Raw genomic sequence first — 24,444 nt, forward strand, 5'->3', positions numbered from 1 at the left:
CCTCCCCCATCGATAAACTAAAGACTGAAGATCGGCTCGATGCTGCAATCGAGAAGGCGAGGATCGATGCCTGCTTCCATCTCATCGAACATCGATTCGACGAATCCCATCAGAGCGTCGGTGGCTGCCACAGCCGTATCGAGATGCCGGTTCGCCACCGCGTTGAGCACCGAAAGATGACAATCGACCGTCTGGGTCAAGTCGGGCTTTCCAAGCGTGTGGGTGTGGTGAATGAAGCCGATGCGCCGGTAGATCGTGTGCAGGGGGCGCAGCGTGTGGACAAGAAACGGTTCGCCTGCAGCCGACAGAAGAATCTCGTCAATGCGCCGGTCCAGCACGTTGAATTCATCCAGCGTAATATTGCTTCGTCTTTCCCTGAGGGCACGCTCGATATGCAGCATCTGGTTGCGATGCGATAGGTTGGAGCGCTCGATGGCGAGCTTGACGACAAAACGCTCGACGTCGCGCCGCAGCTGCAAAAGCATACGCTCCCTGGAGAGGTCGATAGGGGCGACCCTAAGGCCGTGGCGCGGGAGGATGACCAGCAGAGTATCAGCGGCCAGCCGGCTGACGGCATTGTGGACAGGTGTGCGGCCAAAACCCGTCATATCCTGAAGCTCTTGAAGGGTGAGTTGGCGACCCGGCTTCAGTTCGCAATTGATAAGAAGCTCCTCGATCCTCTGATAGGCAAGCTCGAGAAAATTCACCCGGTTTGCACGGGCCGGCTTTCCCCCTTCCACCACGAGCTGGGGCCTGCTTTTGTGTCTGGCCATGAACGGTCTCCTCCCTCCACGACGGCAAAACTTTGTTCTGCGTTCAAAAATGTTTTAAAACATGTTGTGAAATTTTACAAGCGATATTATCGTTCATGCGGAAGAGCCGGAAGCGTTGCTTCAATCGGTCAGAACGTGCGCGGGCATCGCCCGGCACGAGGAGGAGGAGAGGATGAAGATTGTTTCGCTCGAAACATTGCGGACCGACGAGTTCGCTAATGTTCTATGGGTGCGCGTCCACACGGACGCCGGGGTAATAGGCCTTGGCGAGACTTTTTACGGGGCCGGCGCGGTCGAAGCACATATTCACGACACCCTGGCGATGCGCCTTCTGGGCAAGAACCCCCTGAACATCGAGGCCTTGCACAGGGAGATGACCAACCTGCCCATGGCCCAGGCTTCCACCGGTGTGGAATCGCGGGCAACTTCTGCGATCGACATTGCGCTGTGGGATCTGTTCGGCAAGGTGTGCTCCCAGCCGGTCCACCAGATGCTGGGAGGCCTTTGCCGCGACAAACAGCGAATCTATAACACCTGCGCGGGCTACAAATATGTACGCTCGCAGAATATCAAGCCAGTATCCACCTGGAACCTGGGCGATGTCAGTGGCCCCTACGAAGATCTGGACGGCTTCATGAACCGCGCCGATGCGGTGGCCGAAAGCCTGCTGGAAAGCGGAATTACCGCCATGAAGATCTGGCCGTTCGACCCGGCGGCCATTGAGAACTACGGCGCCCATATTACGCCGGCGCAGATGAAGACGGCGATCGAGCCGTTCGAGAAGATCCGCAAGGCCGTCGGCGACAGGATCGAGATCATGGTCGAGTTCCATTCGCTCTGGAACCTTCCGACCGCCATCCAGATCGCGCGGGCGCTGGAGCCATACAAGCCGACATGGTACGAAGATCCGATCCGAATGAACTCGCCGCAGGCGCTGGCTGAATTTGCCCGCTCAACGACCGTGTCGGTTTGCGCCAGCGAAACGCTCGGATCCCGCTTCCCCTACAAAGACATGCTCGACCGAGATGCCATGCACATCGTCATGGCGGACCTTTGCTGGACCGGCGGACTGACCGAAGGGCGCAAAATCGCCTCTCTTGCGGACACCTATCACCGGCCGTTCGCCCCTCACGACTGTATAGGTCCCGTCGGGTTCATCGCCGCCATCCATGCTTCCTTCAGCCAGCCCAACACCCTGATCCAGGAGTCGGTGCGGGCTTTTTATACCGGATGGTACAAGGAACTGGTCGATACGATCCCGGTGATAAAGGACGGTTACGTCCTGCCTATGGAAGGCCCCGGCCTAGGGGTCGATCTCCTGCCGCAAGTTTTCGAGCGGCAGGATCTGCACGTGCGTCGCAGTTCCGTTTAAGGGGAGGGGAGACATGACCAATGTTCCACTTTTCAGCCTTCATGGGCGAACTGCACTTGTGACCGGTTCTTCCCGAGGATTGGGCCGCGCCATGGCAGAAGGACTGGCCGTCGCCGGCGCCCGCCTTATCATCAACGGCACCAACGCCGCCCGTGTGGCAGAAGCGGTTTCGGAGCTCCGGGACGCCGGTCATTCAGCTGACGGCGCCACGTTCGACGTCAACTCCGAAGCGGATATCATCGCAGCCTTTGAGCGTTTCGACACCGAGGGGATTTCGATTGACATTCTTGTCAACAATGCCGGCATCCAGTTTCGCAAGCCAATGGTCGAACTCAAGACCGCCGACTGGCAGCGGGTTATCGACACCAATCTGACCAGCGCCTTCGTGATAGGTCGCGAAGCGGCGACGCGAATGATCGTGCGCGGCCGTGGTAAAATCATCAATATCGGGTCCCTGACGAGCGAACTCGCCCGTGCGACGGTTGCGCCCTACACCGTGGCCAAAGGCGGCATCAAAATGCTGACGCGGGCCATGGCGGCGGAATGGGCTCAGCATGGCATTCAAGCGAATGCTATCGGTCCGGGCTATATGCTCACCGACATGAACCAGGCCCTTGTCGACAATCCTGATTTTGATGCCTGGGTTAAAGGACGCACCCCCGCGAAACGCTGGGGCCGACCGGAGGAATTGGTCGGCGCTGCGGTTTTCCTGGCATCGAGCGCCTCCGACTATGTCAACGGCCAGATTATCTACGTTGATGGCGGAATGTCGGTCGTGCTCTGAGCCCGCTTAGAAGACTTGAAGATCGAAGGGAGAGGACATGCTGGGAGTTGTCATACATGCGCCGAAGAATCTGCGGATCGAAGAGGTTGCGTCATCCGTCCTGGCGCATGACGAGGTGAGGGTGAGGGTGGCTACGGGGGGGATTTGCGGGTCGGACCTGCATTATTACCACCACGGTGGGTTCGGCACCGTCCGTATCCGCGAACCGATGGCGCTTGGCCATGAATTCGCAGGCGTGGTCAGTGAGATTGGCAGTGGGGTTTCGTACTTGGTTCCGGGCATGCGAGTCTCGGTCAATCCAAGTCGTGCATGCGGCACCTGCCGATATTGTGTGGAAGGGCGTCAGAATCAATGCCTCGACATGCGCTTCATGGGAAGCGCCATGCGCTCGCCGCCTGTGCAGGGCGGTTTCCGGGAATCCGTCGTCGTCCATGCAACCCAGCCCGTCTTGATCGCCGATACGCTATCAATGGGCGAAGCGGCCATGGCCGAACCGCTCGCAGTGTGCTTGCATGCAGCCCATCAGGCCGGTTCATTGCTGGGAAAAAAAGTGCTGATTACCGGTGCCGGGCCAATCGGTATCCTCAGCGTCCTCGTTGCCCGCTTTGCCGGCGCAGCGAAGATCGTGGTGACTGACGTCGCAGAAGCCCCGCTTTCTTTGGCCCGGCAAATCGGCGCGAACCAGGTAGTCAATGTTGCCAGCGCGGCCGAGGCGCTTGATCCTTATCGTGCCGACAAGGGTTCCTTCGATGTTTTGTTCGAGGCCTCGGGCAATCAGGCTGCTCTTGCCGGCGCTTTGGACCTAGTTCGGCCGGGCGGCATCATTGTGCAGCTTGGACTGGGCGGCGAGATGACGCTTCCTATAAATACCATCGTTGCCAAGGAACTACAGCTTCGAGGGACTTTCCGTTTTCACAGCGAGTTTGCGCAGGCTGTCAAGCTGATGGGGCAACACCTCATCGACGTCAGGCCCTTGATAACGGCGACATTGCCCTTTAGGGCGGCGGAGGATGCATTTGAGCTTGCCAGCGATCGCACCAGAAGCATGAAAGTTCAGCTCGATTTCAGCGAAGGCCTGTTATGAGAAGTTTGCTCACCGCACCACTGACCGCAGAGGCTTTTCGACCGTTCGGCACGGTATGCGACGTGTCCGATCTCTCTGGTCTGCTGCCGCTGCCATCGGCCTACGAGGCGATCGGCGCAGCCGTGAAACCTATCCTCCAAGTCGTCAAAGTGGAGAGCGTTCCCCGCCAACTGACAATAACCCGCCTCGAGAAGCATCCTTATTCGGCGCAGACTTTTTTGCCGCTCAACATGTCGCCGTGGCTTGTCGTGGTCTGCGAAACCGGTGCTGACGGAGAGCCCAATCTAACGACGCTGAAAGCGTTCGTCGCCCAACCGACTCAGATCGTCACCTACAATCGTGGCGTCCTGCACCATCGTCTAACTCCATTAAAGGCCTCGGCCGATTTTGCCATGACCATGATGAGTTCCGCCGATGGCGATACCGTCCTTTACGATCTATCCACGCCGATCACCGTGTCGAATGCGCCTTGGATCTCGGGCTGAGGATTGGTTTTCGTTGTTCGCAGCCGATATGGCGCGCCATTGGACGATGACGCTACGTCCGGCGAGGTCCACGCAAAACGAGACCGGTAACTTTTCCGGGGTGCGCATGAACTGTTAGTGCCGGCCGGGCCATCTTGGTTGCTTCGATGAAGGAGGCGACGATGGCAGTGGAATGGAAGATCACGATCGAGGGCAAGAATGAGTTCGGCGATATTTGCCGAAAGGAGGTCCGCATCCACAAGAGGTGGGAGCGGCTGTTTGACGGTGACCTCGGCCTGTCGATTGAGGACGGCAAGAAAATTATGGAATCGCTGCAGAACGCCGTCGTGAACCATGAGGCCGAGACCTATTCCCTTTATCGCCGAGTCTGCCCGAATTGCCATACGTTCCGGGCGGTCAAGGATTACACAACGCGCCGCATCAGAACCGTCTTTGGCACAGTGAAGGTTCGCAATCCCCGCTGGATGATGTGCAGCGATTGCTATCCAGGCATGGTGGGTGCGTTCGCGCCGCTGAAGGAAATCTGCCCCGATCGGGCGACGTCTGAGCTGATGGAACTGACGGCACAGCTGGCAAGCGTTATATCCTACAGGCAGGCAGCGAATGTACTCGCCAAGTTTCTCCCTGTTGAGCCAATCGAGACGCACGCGACCGTGCGCAATCGTACCATCAGGGTCGGCGAGCGGATCGACAACCATGTTGCAAATGAAGAATGGCTCGCGACAAGGAAGATGGAGGAGTGACATCAACTCGAAATGCCGCTTCCTGGTGATCGACGCAAAGAGTTCGTCATCAGCATCGACACCGCCCACGTTCGTAGCGCGGAACCCAATTCAGCACGAAGCTTCGAGCTTGTTGTAGGCCGATGCGGTCGCGGTGGTAGGGGCGATGCCGGCGGCCGCTATTTCGTCACCGCCAACACCGAGCAGAGGGCAGTCCGGGATCGAACTTGGCATGCGCTTCGACGGGAGGGATATCGCGGTTTTGGCGACGTTATCGTGCTCTCGGATGGCGCTGAAATCCTCAAGCGCCTGCCTCGTGCTCTGCCAAAACCGACAACTCATATTATCGACTGGTTCCAAATTGCCATGCGGGTCCAGGACCATGCAGCAGATCGCGGACTGTATGGTACGATCCCAATCCGGTCTCTCCGAAAGCCTTTCGTCCATCGACAGGGAGATCACAGCCGTAAAATGGCGTCTGTGGCACGGACGTGTCGATCGCGCCATCCGTAGTCTCGAGGGGCTATTGGCACGGCTGAAGCACTCGCAGCAAGAAGACGTTTTCTCGCTCGAAGGGCTTCACAGCCTCGGTTCGCAACTCTTGACCTATATTCGATCGAACCGCGGTGCGATCGTCAACTACGGAAGCGCTACCGAGCCGGGCTTCGTGTCGCCACCACCCTCGCTGAGTCAGCGGTGAACTCGTTGGTCGGCAAGCGGATGCTCACGAAGCAACAGATGCGCTGGACGCTCAATGGTGCTCACATGCTCATGTAGGTTCGGGCGGTCGAGATCAATGGTGAACTTCGCGATCGATTGCGGGCACCGTTCCGACAGCCAGGGCTAAACGTGCCTTCCCTGTTCAGCGCCCATGGGTCTGCCTCCTACAGCAGTTCCATAAAAATAACTACGCCACACATGAATGTAGCGGCTATTTAGTAATGCGACAGTTGGGCCAGTTAGAGATGCGACAGTCTCGCCTCTCGACGCACTGGTCAAAGCCAACGTTGGGAGCAAGGATGATGATCTTCAGCCTGGTCGAGACCATGAGCGGTTGGAGTTGTCATGTCCTGTTTGATCACCATGTCGCAGAAAGAATTGCATCGCCTCGAAGTCATCCAGAAGATCCCTGACCTACGCCTGAGCGTTGTTCAGGCCGCCGAATTGCTCGACCTCAGTCGAAGTCAGGTCCATCGGCTGTTGCAGGCCTATGACCGGGATGGTCCAGCCGGCCTCGTTTCGAAGAAGCGATCACGTCCGAGCAACCGGCGTCACAGCGAGGATTTCCGCAATGCGGCGCTGGATCTGATCCGCGAGCGCTATCTGGATTTCGGCCCGACATTGGCGCGCGAGAAGCTGATCGAGTTGCACCGGATCTCTGTTGCCAAGGAGACATTGCGGCAATGGATGACCGAGGCCGGCATCTGGATCTCGCGCCGGGAACGCAAGAAACGGGTTTTCCAGCCACGCGGCCGGCGCGACTGCTTTGGCGAACTGGTGCAGATCGATGGGTCGCATCACTGGTGGTTCGAGAACCGCGGCCCCAAATGCGCCCTACTCGTTTATATCGATGACGCCACCGGCAAGCTCTTGCATCTACGGTTTGCCGGATCGGAGAACACATTCGACTATCTGCACGCGACCAAGGCCTATCTGCAGCAATGGGGCAAGCCGCTGGCTTTCTACAGCGACAAGCATGGTGTTTTTCGTTCGACCCATGCGTCCGAGAAGGACCGGACGAGTGGCCTGACGCAGTTCGGTCGGGCGCTCTATGAGTTGAACATCGACATCATCTGCGCCAACACTCCGCAGGCCAAGGGCCGTGTGGAACGTGCCAATCAGACATTGCAGGACCGGTTGGTGAAGGAGATGCGGCTTCGCGGCATCGATACGATTGAGGCGGCCAACGCCTATGCGCCTGAGTTCATTGCGGATTTCAATTCGCGGTTCGGCAAGCCGCCACGCAATCCGAAAGACGTGCACCGACCTTTGGCCGATCATGAGAACCTCGATGGTGCCATGTGCCGCAAGGAGGTCCGCACGCTGTCGCAGGCCCTGACGCTGCGCTACGACAAGGTGCTGTTCATTCTTGATCCGACGGACCTTTCCAGGTCCCTGGCAGGTAAGAAGGTCGTGGTCTGCGACTATCCGGACGGCCGCCTCGAGATCATGCACGAGAGCTTTGCCCTGCCCTACAGAACCTTCGACACGTTGCGATCGGTGCATCGATCCGAAGTCGTTGAGAACAAGCGTTTGGACGACGTGCTGTCGATCGTCGCTGAGCTGCAGGCCGGCCGAGAACAGCAGCGCAGCAAGAGCGGTCTTCGCCGAACGGGCCAAACGGATCATATGTTCGGCATTCGCGACGGCAGCACGGCAAACGGCTATCAGAAGCGTGGCCGCAAGCCGGGACGGAGCACGGATTTTATGAACGATCCAGCGGTGATTGCGAAGCGTCAGAAAGCGTTATTGAGGCAGCCAGCGGCGGAATAAAAATCGTCAGTGCACGCCGATGTCGCTCTGCGTATCCGATTCCAATTGCAGGCAGGCGGACCAAAGCGGCGTCTTGTGGAAGGATCCGTCCTGGAAGAGTGTGAGCCCCTCTCTTGCTTCATAGAGCAAGCCGAGCCAGCACAAGCGCCGTAAGACGCCATACTGGAGATCGGACTTTAACTCCCAGGCTTCTAGGGTCATTTCGGTTTCTGAAAGAGGCGCCAGATCTGGATAGAGGATCTTCACAACATCTAATGGCGTGCAACCTTCTCTGGCTTTGATGTTGAGAAGGTTGAGGAACATGCGCCACCAGCGTAACCGCGCTTGGACCTCCTCTTCCCGCTCGGTGGCGTGGACATAGGAATAGAGGTAATCCGTGGCGACCAGATCGAAGAAGGCTTGCGGGTTCATCAGGAACTCCCGGCCGCGTCTGGTTGGCAGCAGCACATCCTTTCTCCGGCGCAGCAGCTTTAGATGACGGGTCATGTCGCGCACCACCCAAAGCGGCGGCATGTCGCTTTCATTGAGCACCTTGTTCATGCTGTAGAGATCTTTTGCTGTGAAGTCGGGCCAGAGGAAGTTCACAGCGGCCCAATGCACGAACTTGCGGTTCATGGCGCCGGTCGCCGTCAGCCCAATGCCACCCTCACCGTTAGCATAGGCAACGGAAAGAAGCATGCCGCGAAGAAGTGGTGACAGCGCGGCGACATCGACGTCACCCTGCAACTTGATTTCCGGAAGCATCGTGCCGCTTAGATCCCTATCTTGCTACATACAGGCGCAAGCGAGTATCAACCGCCAAGGAAACAATTGCTACTGAGGAAGCTAAAGCCGAATGGGGTGTTTATCACCCGCCCCCTCCCTTCCCTTGCAACCTGGCCAGCCGGTCCGGTCGGGGGCTTGCCTCAGCGCCAGTGGAGATGTCGAGTGTCGCATGTCTAAATGGCTGACGCCGCGCCCAAAGTGACATTTCTACTTTGCGCAACCGCGGACATTCCAACTTCACCGCCACATGAATGCCTAAGTGTCTGAAGCATTAAGTCTGCCGAGGTCGCTGTTCGAATCCCATCAAGGCGAAACTCTATTTTTCAGACGGCCTCATACGTTGAGATAACGCTCGGCCAGGCGTGCCCACATCGCAGCGCCAGTGGTCAGGCTGCCATCGTTGAAGTCGTATTTTGATGAATGCAGGATCTGCGAATTTTTGCCGTTGCCAAGCCGCAGGAAGCTGCCGGGACGATGGTGAAGGAAATAGGCAAAGTCTTCGCTGCCGGGCAGAGGCGGGCAGGTCGAGACATGGTCGGTGCCAACCAGTTCCTCGGCGACCTCGCGTGCGAAGGCCGTCTCCTCCTCGGAATTTACTACAACGGGATAACCGTATTCGTATTCGATCTCGGCGGTGGCGCCGTGCCCTTCGGCAACGCTTGCCGTCAATTTGCGAATGCGCTCCTCGAGGAAAACGCGGATCGCGGGATCGAAGCAGCGCACGCTCATCGAAATCCTGGCATTATTAGGGATGACGTTCGATGCCTCTCCGGCATGAATGGTGCTTACCGTGACGACCGCCGTCTGGGTCGGATCGACATTGCGCGAGACGATCGATTGCAGCGTCATCACGAGATTGCAGGCGACAAGGACCGGATCGACGGTCAGGTGCGGACGCGAGGCATGTCCGCCCTTGCCGGTGACAGTGATCTTGACGGTGTCGCCGGCGGCCATCATTGGGCCGGCTCGGGTGAGCAGCGTGCCGGCCGGCATGCCGGGATGGTTGTGCAGGCCAAAAATAGCGTCGATCGGAAAGCGTTCGAACAGGCCGTCAGCGATCATCCGCTGCGCACCGCTGAATTGGCCTGCTTCCTCAGCAGGCTGGAAGATCAGCGTCACTGTGCCGTTGAAGCGCTTGGTGCGCGCCAAATATTCAGCGGCCCCGAGCAGAACCGTGGTGTGGCCGTCGTGACCGCACGCATGCATCTTGCCGGGCACGGTGCTGGCATAGGCGACGCCAGTCTCTTCTTCGATCGGCAACGCATCCATGTCGGCGCGGATACCGATGCTCCTTGTGCCGGTGCCATTCTTGAGCGTCGCCACAACCCCATGACCGCCGACATTGCGGGTTACCGTGTAACCCCAGCTTTCGAGTTTTTCGGCTACGTATCGGGCGGTTTCGGCCTCTTCGAAAGAGAGTTCCGGATGAGCATGGAGATGCTGGCGGGTCGCCTTCAGCTCGGCTTCCATAGATTCGAAATCGGCGATGCGGGCGTAGAGATTGTCTTGGCTAGGCATGGAATATCCAGACTTTAAGATTTTGAACAAAAGACCCCGGCCTTTCGGCCGGGGCTAGTCGGGGAGGATTTACAGGAAGCGCGACAGAAAAGCCTGCGTGCGCGTATGCTGCGGGTTGCCGATCACGTCTTCCGGGTTTCCCTGTTCGATGACCACCCCTCCGTCCATGAACACCACCCGGTCGGCCGCTTCACGTGCAAAACTGATCTCGTGGGTGACGACGATCATGGTGAGGCCCTGCTTTGCCAGATCCCGCATGGTCGCCAGCACTTCGCCGACCAGTTCCGGATCGAGCGCCGAGGTTGGCTCATCGAACAGCATCAGCTTCGGCTTGATCGCCAGCGCGCGGGCAATTGCGACGCGTTGTTGCTGGCCGCCGGAAAGCTGCCGCGGGTAGGCATGTGCCTTCTCCGACAGACCGACGCGCTCCAAAAGGCCCTTGGCGTTCTCGATGGCATCCTTGCGGCTCTGACCGTGAACGCCGACCGGCGCCTCGATAATGTTCTGCAAGACTGTCATGTGCGGGTAGAGGTTGAACTGCTGGAACACCATGCCAATCTTTCGACGCTGCCTGGCAATGCCGTTGGGCGACAGTCTTTCCAGCCGGTCGTTCTTGACGCGGTAACCGATCTGCTCGCCATCCACCTCGATATATCCCTTCTGGATATCTTCGAGGTGATTGATACAGCGCAGGAAGGTGGATTTGCCCGAGCCGGACGGCCCCAGAACGGCCACGACTTCCCCCGGCATAATGTCGAGGTCGATGCCCTTCAACACTTCGAGCCGGTCGAAGGACTTGTGGACATTACGAGCCTGGACGAGGGGCTTGGTGATATCGACGATGGTCAATGGCTTGCCTCCTCTGTGACAGCTGCTAGCTTGGGCGTGGCGCCATTGCGGCGGTCGCTGCGACCATAATAGGCTTCGATATAGCCCTGACCGATATTCAGCACCGAGGTGATGAGCAGGTACCAGAGGACCGCGACCAGCAGCATCGGGATGATCTCAAAGGTGCGGTTATAGATCGATTGCACCGAATAAAGCAGATCGGCCATGGCGATGACGCTGACGATCGAGGTCGCCTTGATCATGCTGATCAGCTGGTTGCCGGTCGGCGGCACAATCGAACGCATCGCCTGCGGAATAATGATCCGCCGCAGGGCTCGCGCCTTGGTCATGCCGAAGGCTTCCGCCGTTTCGGTCTGGCCGCGGTCAACCGACAGAAGGCCGCCGCGGATGACTTCTGCCATATAGGCCGCTTCGTTGAGTGCGAGGCCAACGATCGCCGCGGTCATCGGCGTGATCACAGAATTGGTATCCCAACTGATGAGTGTCGGACCGAAGGGAAGTGAAATCGATATCGCCGGAAACAACGTCGACATGTTGTACCAGAAGATCAGCTGGACGAGCAGCGGCGTGCCGCGGAAGAACCAGATGAACAGCGAGGCGAACGAACTCGCCAGTTTGTCGTCTGACATGCGGGCAATAGCGATCACCAGGCCGAGCGCGACACCGAGGATCATGGCGATCACGGTGAGGCCAAGGCTGACGTAAAGACCGCTCAAAACCGTCGGATCGAAGAAATACCGCGCAACAACCGGCCAGCCGAAGTTTTCATTGGCGGCAATGATCCAGCCGAAGTCGACGACGACCAGCGCAATCACGATCCGGAGGGCGAGAGGGCCAGCCCGGAAAGGCGTGTGAGCCGTCGCCACGTCGCGGAAGTCCGCGGCGCCCGAAGGCGCTGCGTTGTTGTTGCTGGCGGTGCTCATTTGGGAAGCTGCCCGCCAAGGTTGAGGCCGGGCTGCTTGATCATGTTGTTCTCGAGGCCCCATTTCTTCATGATCGCGGCATAGGTGCCATTGTCCATGAGCACCTTGATGGCATCGACGAACACCGGGCCGAGCGGTGAGCCCTTCGGCACGACGGCGCCCTGGAAGATGTCTTCAAAGCCGTTCTTCTGGCCGACGCCGGTCAGTTCCAGCTGGCCGTTCGCCTGGGAGACGAAATAGGTCAGCGGCGCCTGTGAGGAGAAGAAGGCATCGGCGCGCTTGGAACGGACGGCCAGGATCGATGCCGGCTGATCGGTATAGGACTGGACCTCCACCGGTTCCTTGCCGTCAGCCTTGCACTTGTCCGACTGTGCCTTGATCACCCGTTCGGCGGATCCGCCGGCCATGACCGAGATGCGCTGGCCGCAGGACGTGTCCAGCGAGCCAATGCCCTTGGGATTGCCCTTGAGAGTGGCGAAGACCACGAATTCTTGCACCCAATCGACGAAGTCGCTTGCTGCTTCGCGATCCTTGTAGTCGCCGATCGGGCCGAAGGCGAACTGGTAACGGCCCGCGTTGACGCCGGCCAGCAGGGCCGGCAGACCACCGACAGTCGCATGCTCGATCTTGACGCCGAGAACCTGTCCGAGCGCATCGGTCAGGTCGGCACTGGCGCCTGTCATATCGGTGCCGGTGACGATTTCGTAGGGAGGGAACGAACCGTTGTTGACGGAGATCATCTTGCCGGCGGACTTGATGTCTTCCGGCAGGCGATTGTGGAGCGCCTTGTTGACGTCCAGTTTGATGGATGCGTCCTGCGCCCTGGCGACGCCCGCAAGTGCTACGCCGGCGAGGGCGAGAGCGATGAGTTTCTTATGCGACATGGTCATTCCCCTTGTTTTACAAAGCTACGTTTCTTGAGAGAGTAACGTTACAGCTGCCGGTCAGATCCGGCTGCCATCCGTATCGAATGCGAAAAGCTCTTCCGGCGCCATGTGGCGCTTCATGATGCCCTGCGCGTGCAGTTCACTGGCAAAATCGTCGATCATCTTGCGGTTGGCGGCAAATCCGCTGGCATCCCAGCCTTTGGGCAGCTCGCGCGAGGTTTTCAGGACCTCGTCGAACATCCATGGCGTGGTTTCGGCATATTTGCGACGCTTGGTGGTCCACATGCGCTGCGACTCGTCGATCAGTCTGCTGACTTCGGCAATTACCCATGGGTTCTCGGCAACGATATCAGCCTTGATGCCGATCAGGTGCATGCCCGGAACGTATCCCACATCGTCGAAATACCGGCGCTCTTCTGCGCGGAAATCGGCCAGCACCTGACGGAACGGTGAGCCAGGCTCGAAATAGCCATCGGGCATGAAGGGCGTAAAGATCGCATCCAGCCCACCTTCGCGCAAAAGGTCTACCATCGGGCGTTCGCCGGGGCAGGCTTCGATCAGGCCGGGCTGGCCAAAGCCGTCGAGGCGATCGGTGACTGGGTGTGCCTCTGTCAGGCGGCCAGCATACCACATCGCATCCTTGACCCCGACGCCTTCGCGGCGGATAGCCGCACGCGTCCACGTGTTGCCGCTGTCGCGCCATCCGGTGACGCCGATGCGTTTGCCGGCCAGCTGGCCGAGCGTTGTCAGATCGCTGTCGCGAGTGGTCATGATGCAGCGATGGCGGAAGCCGCGCATGATGAAGTTGGGAATGCCAACGACGCTGTCATCGCCGTCGTGGCGAAGCTGGGTATAGCGGCTGAACGAAATCTCGGCGGCCTCGTGGTCGGGGCTCTTGCCGAGATGGGACACAAGCGTTCCGATCCGGTCCACCCGTAAGTCGAGCTTGTCGGAAGCGACATCGCCGAGGATCAGCGGGGTCATATAGTCCCAGTCACGCAGTGCAATTCGAAGGCCCAGTGTCATTCTACATACTCATGTCGGAAAGTGCTTATGAAGAGAGATTAAAATGTTCACATCGTAATGATCAAATGTTATTACGTTATTGAACATTTAAACTGGTGAGAAAATGAGCGACACCTACGATTCGATCTGGTTTGCCGAAAAATTAAGCGATCGAACAATTCACGGAATCGCGTTGGAAACCAGTGCCTTGATCAGGGCAGGGGCGCTTCCCGTAGGCGCCAAGCTGCCTCCCATCCGTGATCTCGCTTTTTCGCTCGGTGTCAGCCCGGCGACGATTTCGGAAGCTTGGAGCGAACTCAGACGGCAAAAGATCATTACAGGAAGGGGCCGTAACGGCACCTGGGTCAGTGGTGACCGCTTCATCGCAAAGCCAGAGCGTCTTGCGAGTTCCGGCCACTACGGTGCAGATGTGCTCGACCTGACGATGGCCGTTCCGGACCCAAGGCTGCTGCCGACTTTGGAGAAGGCGCTGGCATACGGGGCTTCCGCAGAGAACCTCAACAGCTATGAGCGCAGCCGTATTCTGCCGGAGCTGGAGGCCGAAGTACGCAAGACATGGCCCTATGAACCGGAAGCGATGCTTGCGACCAACGGCGGTTATAATGCAGTGTATACTGCTATTCATGCGCTGGTGACGCCCGGCGCGCCTGTCGCCATCGAAGAACCGACGGCGATGCGGCTCCTCGATATTCTTGAGCATCAGGGTGCACGTATACTACCTGTGAAATGTGACGAGTACGGCCCGCTGCCCTCATCGCTCCAGGATGCGATGCGCTACAAACCGGTCGTTTTCCTGTTTCAGCCGCGGCTGCATTCAGTGACCGGCCGGACAGTGACGCCGCAACGTTTGGGCGAACTGACTGAAGTACTACGTGACAGCGACACCCTCATAATTGAGGATGACGGCATGTCCGATATTTCGGGGGTTGAGCGTCATTCGCTTGGCGCGCAGTTTCCCGATAGGGTCATTCACATTACCTCGTTTTCCAAGACGCTCGGCCCCGATCTTCGTTTGGCGGTATTGTCAGGCACAGCGGCAATCGTTGAACAGATCCAGTCTTATCGTAGTTTTAGTGCCGCCTGGACCAGCCGCGTTCTTCAAGCCGCCGGCGCATGGTTGTTGCGCCAACCGGAAACTTGGGAAGGCATCGCATCTGCCCGGGCTATCTATAAAAAACGACGCGATATGCTCACTAGCGCTCTGCGCGTGCGCGGCCTAACCATCGAAGATGGAGACGGGTTATCTTTGTGGGTGCCGGTGGTCTCTGAGCCCTTTGCAATGGTTACGCTCGCTGCCCGGAACATTGCGGTCAACTCGGGAAGCAAATTCTGCATTGCTCACAGCAATAACATTCGTGTGGCAACGTCGATGTTGGATGAGCGCTCCGAGGATGTAGCTGACGCGATTGCACTCGCCCACATTATGTAGCTGCACACGCTATGCGTTGACAGCTCTGGGGCATACGGTCTCACAATGTTCCATTGCCGCCCGAACGCGGTGTTTGTTGATGACGTAGGTACGCGCGGTCGTCACAGCGTTCCAATGCGCCTTTGCGCGGATATCGTGGCTTTTGGCACCTAAAAGGTCTTCCACAATTCATGTGGTTCGCTGGCCGGTAGCAGTGACGCCCGTGCAGGTGATGCCGGGAATCGGAGTTCGAATTCCTCGTTTCGGCTTCACCTGAGGAGGGATCCACTCGACGTCACCCGGGTGGGGTGTCTCAATAGGGCCACCTTCCTTTTGAGCAACACTGTGGCGGAGACAGTGACCAAGGTCTGCCCAAGCGGGTGCATGTGCCGGCCGAAAACGACCCCCTCGCGCCGCCGGTCTGTGCTGGGGCGCCGTTCTATAGAAGCCAGACGTCTCGACGGTCCCGGTACTCGGTTCTCACACTGCCACGAAGCCGCCGTCGACAAATAGTTCTTCGCCGCCAACGAAGCTACTATCGTTCGATGCCAGAAACAGCACCGCCTTGGCGACCTCTTCGGTCTGGGCAAGCCTACCGAACGGAATAGCCTGCTGCATCCACTCCTCAGCGCCGGCATTGTTCTGCAGATAGGTTTGCATTGCCGATGTCAGGACCATGCCGGGTGAAACGACGTTCACACGAATACCCTGGCTTTTCAGGTCGATCGTCCAAGTTCGTGCGAACGAGCGAATCGCTGCTTTGGTCGCGCTATAAATGGACAGGTTGGCAAAGCCCTTGCTGCCCGCCCCCGATCCGGTCAACACGACAGCGCCGCCGGAAGGCATCAGCGGTAGAGCCTTCTGCACCGTAAAGACCATACCTTTGACGTTGATATCGAAGACCCGGTCGAAATGATCTTCTTCAATCGCGCCGATCGGGGCGGACTCGGACACGCCGGCATTGGCGAATACCACGTCAACGCGGCCGTGATCACGCTTTACTTCTGCATAGAGTTTGTCGAGGTCCGCGAGATCGCTGACATCGCCTTGAACGCCAATGGCGCCGTTGCCGATTTCCTCTAGCGCCTCGTCCAGGCGTTTCTGCCGTCGGCCCGTGACATACGTGTGGGCACCTTCTGCTGCAAACAACTTGGCCGTTGCCAAGCCTATCCCGTCGGTCCCGCCTGTGATCACCACGACCTTCTTCTCAAATCGCTTCGTCATGCCATTCGCTCGCTTCATAGTAAATGGAGGATTGCTCCACTTACTATATGGAGATATCCTCCACTTACAAGTCACAGTGAGGTCGATTTTTTGGCGGACGAAACTCCATTGCGAGCCGATGCGCGGCTGAACAAGGAGCGGATCCTTGCCGCAGCGGAGGAGGTCTTTCTGGAGCGAGGCGCGGGCGTTTCATTGGACGACGTCGCAAAGCGCGCCGGGGTCGGGATCGGGACGCTTTATCGCCGCTTTCCGACGAGAGAAGACCTCTTGGCCGCCACATACAGCGCCCGATTTCTGGCTTTTGCGGAAGCGAGCCGTGCCAGAGCATCCAAACTTGATCCTTTGGACGCTCTACGCGCATATTTGGAAGACCTCGTTCAGCACACAAACGTCTATCGTGGTCTGGCAGCATCGCTCGGGATGGTTATGAGAATCGGGACGCCCGGATGTCTCGCAACCACGGCCGAAGGCGTTCGCCTGTTGAACAGTGCGCAGAAGGCAGGGGCAGTTCGACCAGACATCAGCTTCGATGATCTTGTGTGCGTAGCGACCGCAATCTCGCTCGCCACAGAGCAGGACAATTTGCCTGAAGCGCATATAGCGCATTTGGTTAGCGTCTTTACAAGTGGCGTCGCCTCACGCGGTGGATCTCGGCAATAGCCTCTTCGGCGCATCCCGGTCCAGCATTGGCTGTTTGATTGGATCTTTCTTCGGCTTGCCTATGGAGAAGTCGTTCCGACCGTAATTGCGATGGTCACTTATGATGTCAGTGCTCCCACGCGACTATACGGGCGTGGCGCAACTTGGCCCGCCATTGCCCGGCGACTTGTGCGTCCCACCGTCAGTGGTCTTGCCGCCTGGCGTGGCCCCGCCGGTCTCGGCCCGAAAGAAAGTGTCGCCGCCAGCAGATCGAGGACGCGCGACGGGGGAACGCTTCTCAGGCCCGAACTATCAACCGGGACCGCATACGGCCAGCGCGCCAATAGAAGCGGTTGCTTCGAAGCAGCATAATCGGGCGCCTGCAGGACATGCATTATTGCCCTAGAGTATTTTTTCCTGCGCAGCCTGGTACACCGTCCTCACGATCGGCCGGAAACCAAGACTCCGCGCGAGCGATGCATCAACATGGAGGTACCATGGATTTTGCATTGCCTCGGCCGAGGGTTCCATTTTTTGCCCCACGAGTCCCGCCAATTCATAGACCGTCGTCGGCGCTTCATCGGATATGTTAACGATCCGGCCATCGAAGGCGCCTGCCAGCGCCAATCTCATCGCCGTTGCAATATCGCGATGGTGTATCGTGCTCATGCGATTGGCGGGATGGAAGCCGAAGGCGACCAGGTGCTTTGGCAGCATCTCCAGGTGACCGTCGCCGTCGCCATAAACAAACGGGAACCGTAAGATCGACCAGTTCAAGCCACTCTCGCGCAGCAGTTTCTCGGCTGCGACCTTGCTGGCGGGGTAGGCTTGTTCCGGCTCAACACTATCTGTCTCCCGGCCGGGCTGGGTCGAGTTCTTGTTATAGACATTCGACGTGCTCGCCATGATGAACCGAGCGTCGGGCGCATTGGCTTGCACGGCGGCGATCAGATTGCGGGTGCCCTCCAGGTTACTCCTCCAGATCAAATCCGTATCCGGGCTGCGAAAGACGGCGGCTAGGTGCACAATCGCCGAAACACCCCGAACAGCTTCCGACAGCGTCGAAGGGTCAAGAATATCGCCGGTCATGGCCGTTGCGCCCGGCGGGCAGGTTTTCCCTGCCCGCAGCAGCAGCCGGCAAGCAAGACCTGCTTCTACCAGCCGCGGAACAAGGCGCTCGCCAACAAGGCCCGTCGCTCCAGTTATCAGTATAGTCATGAGCTCACACCTTCCGTGAGAGGGTCTGTAGCCGCCCGGTCGCCAATCGAAGGACGCGCATCGTCGCGGCCAGATCGGCCTCATCGATGCCGTCAAAAGCGGCTTGGTGGATAAACGAGAGGTCGGGGAGCTCGCGCCACAGGGCCTCGCCTGAACTCGTCAGGGTCAGAAGACGCTGGCGCTGGTCTTCTCCATCCGAGGTCTGCTGGACCAGGCCTTTGCGAACGAGCGTGGCGATGATCCCGCTTAAAGTCGCTCGCTCGAGCTCAAGGGCACGTCCGAGATCGCGCTGCACCGCCGGACCAGCGTTTGCCAAATGCCAGAGAACGTACCATTGCGTCGAACCCAGATCGTATGGACGAAGGGTCGCGTCCATGAGGGCCCGTCCCGCAAAATAGCATCGCTTTGTCCATGCTCCCACGGTCAGATGTTCGACGTCTCGTTCGTCCTGCATGAGGACAAGGTCCCTCCATTTGTTTGGTAGCTTGCGAATATTGCAAGGTACCGAACGAACTGTCAAGTGTCGTGTGGTGCTGCTCCGACGAAGGTGATGTCGCTGCGAACAAGCCTGGGGACGCGCCGATACGAGAAATTCCGCATCCAGTGGCATCGCTTCAACGCTGAAGCTCGAGCACCGCTCCTCAGTCCTGTGCAGTCGGCCGAATGACTATGCTGCCGACATCGACTTCGGGCGGCTGCTCCAGTGCGAAGAGAATGCCCCGTGCGACTGCACCGGGAGGGATCGCGATATTTCCTAAGCGTTTACCGATGGCCTCCTTGACTGCCTGGTCTGTAATCGAGTCTCCGAAGTTCGTGGCTACCATTCCCGGTGATATCTCCGTGACGCGAAGCTTCGATCTCGCCTCCTGCCTCAGGGCTTCCGTCACCGTCCGGACTGCATTCTTGGTCGCGGCGTAGACGCCCATCGTCGGTAGTATCTTGATACCCGCGGTAGAGATGACGTTGATCACGTGGCCGCTTCCCTGCCGCGTGAACACCGGCAGCGCGGCGGCGATCCCGTAGAGAGTGCCACGCAGATTAACGTCTATCATTGCGTCCCAATCCTCGACACGCAGCGCGTCGAATCGCGAGATCGGTCCAATTCCGGCGTTGTTAACGATGGCATCAAGTTTGCCGCCCCGTTCGACCGCCAATCCAACAAGCGCTTCAAGATCGCGCCGGCGGCGGACATCGGTCGCTAGGAACGCAACCTTGCCGCCCGCAGCGGTCATCTCGGCCGTGATCGCTGCGAGGGCCTTCTCGTTGCGGGCGCCCAGCACAACGTAAGCGCCATGTTTCGCCAGCAATTTCGCCGTCGCGCACCCAATGCCACTGCTCGCCCCTGTGATCGCGATGACTTTGCCTTCGACGCTCATTGCCGATCTCCATTGCCGAGTTCTTCCGAAGAAAATAGCCAAGCGCGGCAAGATGATCTATGCTTCCTAGGCTATGAAGTTGTCGCAATCGTCCAAATTGATGGCCGACCCACTATCGAATGTGCTTGATGTCCTTGGTGCGAGGGTGACGCGGCGCACGCGCATGGAGGCCGCGGGGGAATGGGCTCTCGCGTTTCCCGCAATGGATCGGCTCAAGTTCGTTGCGGTGTTGCGCGGCACAAGCTGGATGCTGCTGCCTTCACGCGAGCCTCAGTTGATGCAGGCAGGTGACGTCGGTCTGCTGGGACGCACTCCCTATGTGGTGGCGAGCGACCCGGCACAAACGCCGATCGATGGACAGGTCTTTTATGGGGCTTCTGGTTGCGACGTGGCCCGCTTCGGAGGCAATGACACAATAGGGATTGGAGGAACGGTCAGCTTTGCCGCTGACAATGCAGACTTCCTGCTCGACATGCTGCCGGACTTTTTGCTCGTCCCCCGCGGCACGCCTGCGTCGGGAGCAATAGCAACGATCCTCAATCTGATGAACGACGAGATCCAGCGAGACAGAATTGGCGGAGAAGTCGTCAGTTCACGCCTGGCCGACATCTTGTTGGTAGAAGCGATCCGCGCCTACGCAAGCCAGCCCGAGCAAGTCGGAATTGGATGGTTTGGCGCGCTCTCAGACCCCCGGCTAGGTCGGGTTCTCCAAGCGATCCACGAGGATGTCTCGCGGCCTTGGACGGTGGCCGGGCTCGCGAGCGTCGCCGGTATGTCGCGCGCCGCTTTTTCCGCCGCCTTCGCCCGCCGCGTAGGTCAACCGCCGCTCACCTACTTGCGGGCGTGGCGCCTAACCATTGCTCGTACGGCGCTGGCTAGGGGGGATGCGAATGTTGCCACTATAGCAAGGAGCGTTGGCTACGAGTCCCAGAGCGCGTTCGGTCACGCTTTTAAGCGCGAGTTCGGAAGCCCTCCGAAAGCTGGCCCGGCATCGTGACGCAAGCAGACGCGCGACGCGAGTGCCAAATTCAATTCGCAGAAATTAATTCGGATCTTTTACAGACGGCGCAAAGGTCGTTATTTTAGAGATCTGTCCGTTGCTACCGACTGTGATTTGATCACCTCCGCGAGCAAACTCCTTGCCATCGGCCTGGATGATAACCCAAGTCAATAGAGCCACATTGTGGTGCGAAGAGATATCGCCGATTTCGAAATGTCCGCCCGGGAATCTCTCATGGAACGTGGCCATGTCTTCGATGACTAGCGAGCGACCGGTGGTCAGGTCATGTCTTGCAGTGTGGTATTCGATGTTCTCGCTCAAAACCTCGTTGGCGATCTTCAAACGCTCTTCGATCGAGGTTGTATTCCAAGCGCTTAGATATTTTTTGTAGATCTTCCAGGCTTCTTGATTCGTCATAGCTGATCCTTCTCTTTTCGCCGGACCCGGAACTGCCTGTGCTGAAGCCGGGATTGGTAAAACCACCAAACTCACCAGGATAACTGCGTAACGCAGGACTGCGCTGCCCCACTGTTGCGCCGCGATCGGGTTCGAACCGGGCAAGGCCATCTATCTTTCCTTTCACAGGGTGCGTGGAGCGATTGCACCCGTCGATTGATAGCCCCTCGACGTGTCAGAAACCGTCATCATCGAACGCCAATCACGATCCTGCTGCCGCCACCGCGCCGCGAGGGATTGGCGTCGACCGGGGTAGCGCTCCTCCGAAACCGTCCGTAGTTGCAGACGATCGACGCGGAAGTGGCGGAAAGCCGATCTATGTTCGCACCAGGCCGCCAATACGCGCACATCATCGAAATAGACGATGGCGATCGGCCAGACGGTCCGATCCGACAACCTGCCGTGGGTGTCCCCATAGCTGATCGCGACTTTGTGTTGCCGGCGGATGGCATCCCGCAACAAAGCGACCTGCGGAGGGTCCTTGCGCTCCGACGCCGAGGCCGCGGTTACGAGAGCAGGTGGCGCATCATTTGTCGCTGGGCCGTTTTTTCTGGCGGAAAGTATCTTCGCAAGAGCCCTCTCGCTGCCTTGTGCCAAGGCGGGATCGGCGCGCTGCCGCACCCAGCCTAAACCGAGGATTACCGCGTCCAGTTCATCCGATGAAAACGCGAATTCCGGGAGAAAGAAGCCTTCTCCCAGACGATAGCCGATACCCGCCTGTCCATCGAGAGGCGCTCCGAGCGAGCGTAGCGTCTCAATGTCCCGGTATACGCTCCGCCGCGAGATACCCAGTTCACGCGCCAAATATTGCGCCGTAACGGGCATCCTGCGTGCTCGTAGCAGGCTTATTAGTTCAAATAGACGCCCCGTTCTCGACATATACAGGCTCTTTCTCGACAAATGCCGTTTTCTTAGGAGATTATCTAAGTTGACCCTCGATACCAGCCTTGTCGATGACTGACCAAACCTCTTGGATTCGGCCTCCTCGGAATTCGTAGAAGACGTTCTCCGCGAAGGCCACCTTCCGACCGTTCACAGGAACGCCAAGAAATTGCCCTTTCGGCGTAACGTCGAACCACAGCCGGGCCGCGATATGGGGCGGTTCAGCGACAAGGATCTGGATGTCGAAATGGAGGTCCGGCATCTGCTCGAAATTATCCTCGAGCATTCGCCGGTATCCACTCAGGCCAAGCATAGTGCTGTTGCGACGAACATCATCCTGGACGAAGCGTCCGAGATTTTCCCAATCTTGGCTGTTCAGGCAGGCGATATACCCGAGGTAGACGTTTGCAAGATCAATTGTGGTCATTGTCGGTCCTCGCACAGATGTCTCGCGAATGGTGCGGCGGGCTAGTGGCAAAAATCCCGATCTCAACGGTGATGTCCCTGAGTACTAGCGATGAAGGCACGCAGATCCGCGAGCAGCAGTTCCGGCTCTTCCATCGCTGCGAAATGACCGCCCTTGGTCATCTCAGTCCAACGCACGATATTGTACGTCTTCTCCGCGTACGATCGCGGCGGAGGTATGAAGACGGGGTCAGGGAACGCGGCGACGCCTGTAGGCACGTCCACACGCGTCCCGGCGGGCACCTTGTCTGCACCCTCTTCCCGTTGGCCTTGATAGATCCAGGTCGCAGTCACGACCGCAGCGGGCGCCACGTAAAGCATAATGTTGGTCAGCAATTGCTCTTCGGAAAAGCGCTCCCATAGGTCAGGGCTGCCATCATCGCGCTTCGGCAAGTCGGACCAGACACCGAACTTCTCAAGGATCCAGGCCGCCGCACCAACGGGACTGTCTGCCATCGCGACGCCTAGCGTTTGGGGCCGCGTACCCTGCTCATGGCTGTAACCTCTCTCTCGATCGGAATTGGCAGCGAAACGGGCCTGCCAGTCCTCCTCAGCGGACGTCGTCGGACGCACATCAGCGGCCGTGATCGGGACCATGTTGAGGTGGATGCCAAGCAATGCTTGCGGACGACCATAGGCCATTCGGGTAGCGATGCCCGCGCCCCAATCGCCGCCCTGCACAAAGTAGCGCCGCTCGCCGAATAGCTCGGTCATGAACCTGTGCAGTAGCTCCGCAATCCGGATCGGACCAAGGATGCCTGTGGTCGGGTTGGAGAAGGCGAAGCCCGGGAGGGACGGTATGACCACGTCATGGCCGTCTGCGATGAGCGGATCGATCATCTGCTCGAACTCAATGAAGGACCCCGGCCAGCCGTGTAGAAGAAGGATGGGCGGTTTGGTCCCGTCGCCTACTTCGTGGATAAAATGAAGGCGCTGGCCGTCAACCTCAGCGGTGAAATGAGGACGCCGATTTAGCCTACGCTCGACCTCGCGCCAGTCGAATCCGTCAAGCCAGAACCTGACCAGGCGCTGAAGATCCGCTTTGCCTATTCCGGATCGCCAGCCCCCGGCGTCTGGCAGCTGATCCCAGTCATAAGCTTCGACTTTGCGCCTGATCTCATTAAGGCGTTGATCGGGAATATGGATGGTAAATGGCGTCGCCATTTTTCCCTCCTTGAATTAGTGCTCCAGTATTGGGCGGATCGCCCTCGTTGATGGCTTCGCGCACACCGTGAGTCTCATCGGACAATAGCTAGGCCGCGGGGACTTAGCCTCAATCGCGCAGCGTACATTTCGTCACGCGCGCCGGTTCGACCTTATTCGACCTGCTTGGCGGGTAAAACAGTGCAGGCGCGGGAATCGGTCAGTCAGCTCGTCTTTTATTTTGTCGTGAGCGTCCACTTCAGCAAACGGTATGCCGATCAGCCGCTGCGGATCGAGCGGAACGCCTTGCGCATCTCATCAGCGAAGATCGCGGGCTGCTCGACGGCCGCGAAGTGGCCACCACGATCAACCTTGTTCCAGTAGAACAGGTTCGGCCACAGCGCCTCAGCCCAGGCCTTCGTCGTCGTGAAAATCTCATGCGGGAACACCGTCGCCGCCATCGGCAGTTCGATTCGGCCGGCATTAGCACCGCGACCGTTCCGCGCGTTCTCCCAGTAGAACCTAGCGGAGGACGCCGCCGTGCCCGTGAACCAGTAAATCGAGATGTCGTCGAGCATCTGGTCGATGCTCAGGGCATCCTCGGGGTTTCCCCGGTTATCGGTCCAGGCCTGGAACTTCTCGTAGATCCAGGTCGCTTGTCCGACAGGCGAATCTGCCAGGCCGTAGGCGATGGTCTGCGGGCGCGTTGCCTGTTCGCGGAAGTAGCCGTAGCCGTCGCCGGTGAAGCGCCTGACGCCGTCGATGGCAAGCTGCTCCTCAGGGGTCGGATGATCGGGAAGCTTATCGGGAACCACCAACTGCCAGTTCACGTGGGCAGCGACGAGCCCGGCTGGCCGCAGATGGCCCAGCGCATGGGTCACGCCGGCTCCCCAGTCGCCGCCTTGGGCGACCCAGCGGGTGTAGCTCAGCCGCTGCATGAGTGTCGCCCAGG

The 24,444-nt window shown here is 58.7% G+C and carries 23 protein-coding genes and 2 pseudogenes; 9 read left to right on the top strand and 16 right to left on the bottom strand.

The features are described 5' to 3' along the window. Positions 1–17 precede the first annotated feature (17 nt). Positions 18–773, bottom strand: a complete 756-nt coding sequence (locus MOV63_RS18315) for a GntR family transcriptional regulator (protein ID WP_247035484.1) — start codon at positions 771–773, stop codon at positions 18–20. 172 nt (positions 774–945) lie between these two features. Between MOV63_RS18315 and MOV63_RS18320 the strand changes: the two genes are divergently transcribed. The 6 genes and pseudogenes from MOV63_RS18320 to MOV63_RS18345 all read left to right on the top strand — a co-directional run bounded on the left by MOV63_RS18320 (position 946) and on the right by MOV63_RS18345 (position 7,713). Beyond that, positions 946–2,145 (top strand): mandelate racemase/muconate lactonizing enzyme family protein, encoded by a 1,200-nt coding sequence (locus MOV63_RS18320; RefSeq protein ID WP_247035486.1) that lies wholly within the window; start codon positions 946–948, stop codon positions 2,143–2,145. 13 nt (positions 2,146–2,158) lie between these two features. Then, entirely contained in the window at positions 2,159–2,929 is a 771-nt protein-coding gene (locus MOV63_RS18325) for an SDR family oxidoreductase (RefSeq protein WP_247035488.1), read from the top strand. 37 nt (positions 2,930–2,966) lie between these two features. Further along, positions 2,967–4,013 (top strand): L-idonate 5-dehydrogenase, encoded by a 1,047-nt coding sequence (locus tag MOV63_RS18330; protein ID WP_247035490.1) that lies wholly within the window; start codon positions 2,967–2,969, stop codon positions 4,011–4,013. Then, on the top strand, positions 4,010–4,498 hold the full coding sequence (locus MOV63_RS18335; RefSeq protein WP_247035495.1) for an ureidoglycolate lyase: 489 nt from the start codon (positions 4,010–4,012) through the stop codon (positions 4,496–4,498). Before MOV63_RS18330 ends, MOV63_RS18335 begins: the two co-directional genes overlap by 4 nt. 161 nt (positions 4,499–4,659) lie before the next feature. Further along, positions 4,660–5,994 (top strand): annotated as a pseudogene (locus tag MOV63_RS18340) (ISKra4 family transposase); the annotation flags it as partial. A gap of 291 nt (positions 5,995–6,285) precedes the next feature. Continuing rightward, the gene (locus tag MOV63_RS18345; protein ID WP_247035499.1) at positions 6,286–7,713 is read left to right on the top strand and encodes an ISNCY family transposase; all 1,428 of its coding nucleotides are present in this window, start codon (positions 6,286–6,288) and stop codon (positions 7,711–7,713) included. A gap of 6 nt (positions 7,714–7,719) precedes the next feature. On the opposite strand, the gene MOV63_RS18350 is transcribed toward MOV63_RS18345, so the two are convergent. The 6 genes from MOV63_RS18350 to MOV63_RS18375 form a co-directional block, all read right to left on the bottom strand. Beyond that, the gene (locus tag MOV63_RS18350) at positions 7,720–8,457 is read right to left on the bottom strand and encodes a hypothetical protein (protein WP_038543031.1); all 738 of its coding nucleotides are present in this window, start codon (positions 8,455–8,457) and stop codon (positions 7,720–7,722) included. A gap of 354 nt (positions 8,458–8,811) precedes the next feature. After that, positions 8,812–9,996 carry a M20 aminoacylase family protein gene (locus tag MOV63_RS18355; protein WP_247035500.1) on the bottom strand — a complete coding sequence of 395 codons (1,185 nt, stop codon included), beginning with the start codon at positions 9,994–9,996 and terminating at the stop codon, positions 8,812–8,814. A gap of 69 nt (positions 9,997–10,065) precedes the next feature. Continuing rightward, entirely contained in the window at positions 10,066–10,845 is a 780-nt protein-coding gene (locus MOV63_RS18360) for an amino acid ABC transporter ATP-binding protein (protein ID WP_247035501.1), read from the bottom strand. After that, positions 10,842–11,768 carry an amino acid ABC transporter permease gene (locus tag MOV63_RS18365; protein WP_247035502.1) on the bottom strand — a complete coding sequence of 309 codons (927 nt, stop codon included), beginning with the start codon at positions 11,766–11,768 and terminating at the stop codon, positions 10,842–10,844. Before MOV63_RS18365 ends, MOV63_RS18360 begins: the two co-directional genes overlap by 4 nt. After that, positions 11,765–12,652: an ABC transporter substrate-binding protein gene (locus tag MOV63_RS18370; RefSeq protein ID WP_247035503.1), complete on the bottom strand. Its 888-nt coding sequence runs from the start codon at positions 12,650–12,652 to the stop codon at positions 11,765–11,767. The genes MOV63_RS18365 and MOV63_RS18370 overlap by 4 nt, the downstream gene beginning before the upstream one ends. Before the next feature lie 60 nt (positions 12,653–12,712). Beyond that, positions 12,713–13,681, bottom strand: coding sequence for a nitrate ABC transporter substrate-binding protein (locus MOV63_RS18375; RefSeq protein WP_247035504.1), 969 nt, complete (start codon positions 13,679–13,681; stop codon positions 12,713–12,715). Between the two features lie 103 nt (positions 13,682–13,784). On the opposite strand from MOV63_RS18375, the gene MOV63_RS18380 reads away from it, so the two are divergent. Next, on the top strand, positions 13,785–15,110 hold the full coding sequence (locus MOV63_RS18380; RefSeq protein WP_247035506.1) for a PLP-dependent aminotransferase family protein: 1,326 nt from the start codon (positions 13,785–13,787) through the stop codon (positions 15,108–15,110). 459 nt (positions 15,111–15,569) lie between these two features. On the opposite strand, the gene MOV63_RS18385 is transcribed toward MOV63_RS18380, so the two are convergent. After that, entirely contained in the window at positions 15,570–16,313 is a 744-nt protein-coding gene (locus MOV63_RS18385; protein WP_247035508.1) for an SDR family NAD(P)-dependent oxidoreductase, read from the bottom strand. Positions 16,314–16,403: 90 nt separating this feature from the next. On the opposite strand from MOV63_RS18385, the gene MOV63_RS18390 reads away from it, so the two are divergent. Next, a complete protein-coding gene (locus tag MOV63_RS18390) occupies positions 16,404–16,973 on the top strand; it encodes a TetR/AcrR family transcriptional regulator (RefSeq protein ID WP_247035510.1) in 570 nt (189 codons plus the stop codon). A 381-nt stretch (positions 16,974–17,354) separates the two neighbouring features. Here MOV63_RS18390 and MOV63_RS18395 read toward each other — a convergent pair whose 3' ends face one another. The 3 genes from MOV63_RS18395 to MOV63_RS18405 form a co-directional block, all read right to left on the bottom strand. Then, positions 17,355–18,170 carry an NAD(P)-dependent oxidoreductase gene (locus tag MOV63_RS18395; RefSeq protein WP_247035512.1) on the bottom strand — a complete coding sequence of 272 codons (816 nt, stop codon included), beginning with the start codon at positions 18,168–18,170 and terminating at the stop codon, positions 17,355–17,357. 4 nt (positions 18,171–18,174) lie between these two features. Then, positions 18,175–18,624 carry a MarR family winged helix-turn-helix transcriptional regulator gene (locus MOV63_RS18400; RefSeq protein ID WP_405029351.1) on the bottom strand — a complete coding sequence of 150 codons (450 nt, stop codon included), beginning with the start codon at positions 18,622–18,624 and terminating at the stop codon, positions 18,175–18,177. A 187-nt stretch (positions 18,625–18,811) separates the two neighbouring features. Further along, positions 18,812–19,546 carry an SDR family oxidoreductase gene (locus tag MOV63_RS18405; protein WP_247035515.1) on the bottom strand — a complete coding sequence of 245 codons (735 nt, stop codon included), beginning with the start codon at positions 19,544–19,546 and terminating at the stop codon, positions 18,812–18,814. Between the two features lie 73 nt (positions 19,547–19,619). On the opposite strand from MOV63_RS18405, the gene MOV63_RS18410 reads away from it, so the two are divergent. Further along, a complete protein-coding gene (locus MOV63_RS18410; protein WP_247035517.1) occupies positions 19,620–20,543 on the top strand; it encodes an AraC family transcriptional regulator in 924 nt (307 codons plus the stop codon). A 45-nt stretch (positions 20,544–20,588) separates the two neighbouring features. On the opposite strand, the gene MOV63_RS18415 is transcribed toward MOV63_RS18410, so the two are convergent. The 5 genes and pseudogenes from MOV63_RS18415 to MOV63_RS18435 all read right to left on the bottom strand — a co-directional run. Then, positions 20,589–21,113: a nuclear transport factor 2 family protein gene (locus MOV63_RS18415; RefSeq protein ID WP_157885325.1), complete on the bottom strand. Its 525-nt coding sequence runs from the start codon at positions 21,111–21,113 to the stop codon at positions 20,589–20,591. Positions 21,114–21,125: 12 nt separating this feature from the next. Next, positions 21,126–21,881, bottom strand: a complete 756-nt coding sequence (locus MOV63_RS18420; protein WP_040125209.1) for a YafY family protein — start codon at positions 21,879–21,881, stop codon at positions 21,126–21,128. Positions 21,882–21,921: 40 nt separating this feature from the next. After that, positions 21,922–22,311, bottom strand: a complete 390-nt coding sequence (locus MOV63_RS18425) for an ester cyclase (protein WP_040125208.1) — start codon at positions 22,309–22,311, stop codon at positions 21,922–21,924. A 62-nt stretch (positions 22,312–22,373) separates the two neighbouring features. Then, positions 22,374–23,513, bottom strand: coding sequence for an epoxide hydrolase family protein (locus MOV63_RS18430; protein ID WP_040125206.1), 1,140 nt, complete (start codon positions 23,511–23,513; stop codon positions 22,374–22,376). Between the two features lie 257 nt (positions 23,514–23,770). Then, positions 23,771–24,444: pseudogene (locus tag MOV63_RS18435) on the bottom strand (alpha/beta hydrolase); the annotation flags it as partial.

Source organism: Neorhizobium sp. SHOUNA12A (assembly GCF_023006505.1).
GTDB lineage: Bacteria > Pseudomonadota > Alphaproteobacteria > Rhizobiales > Rhizobiaceae > Neorhizobium.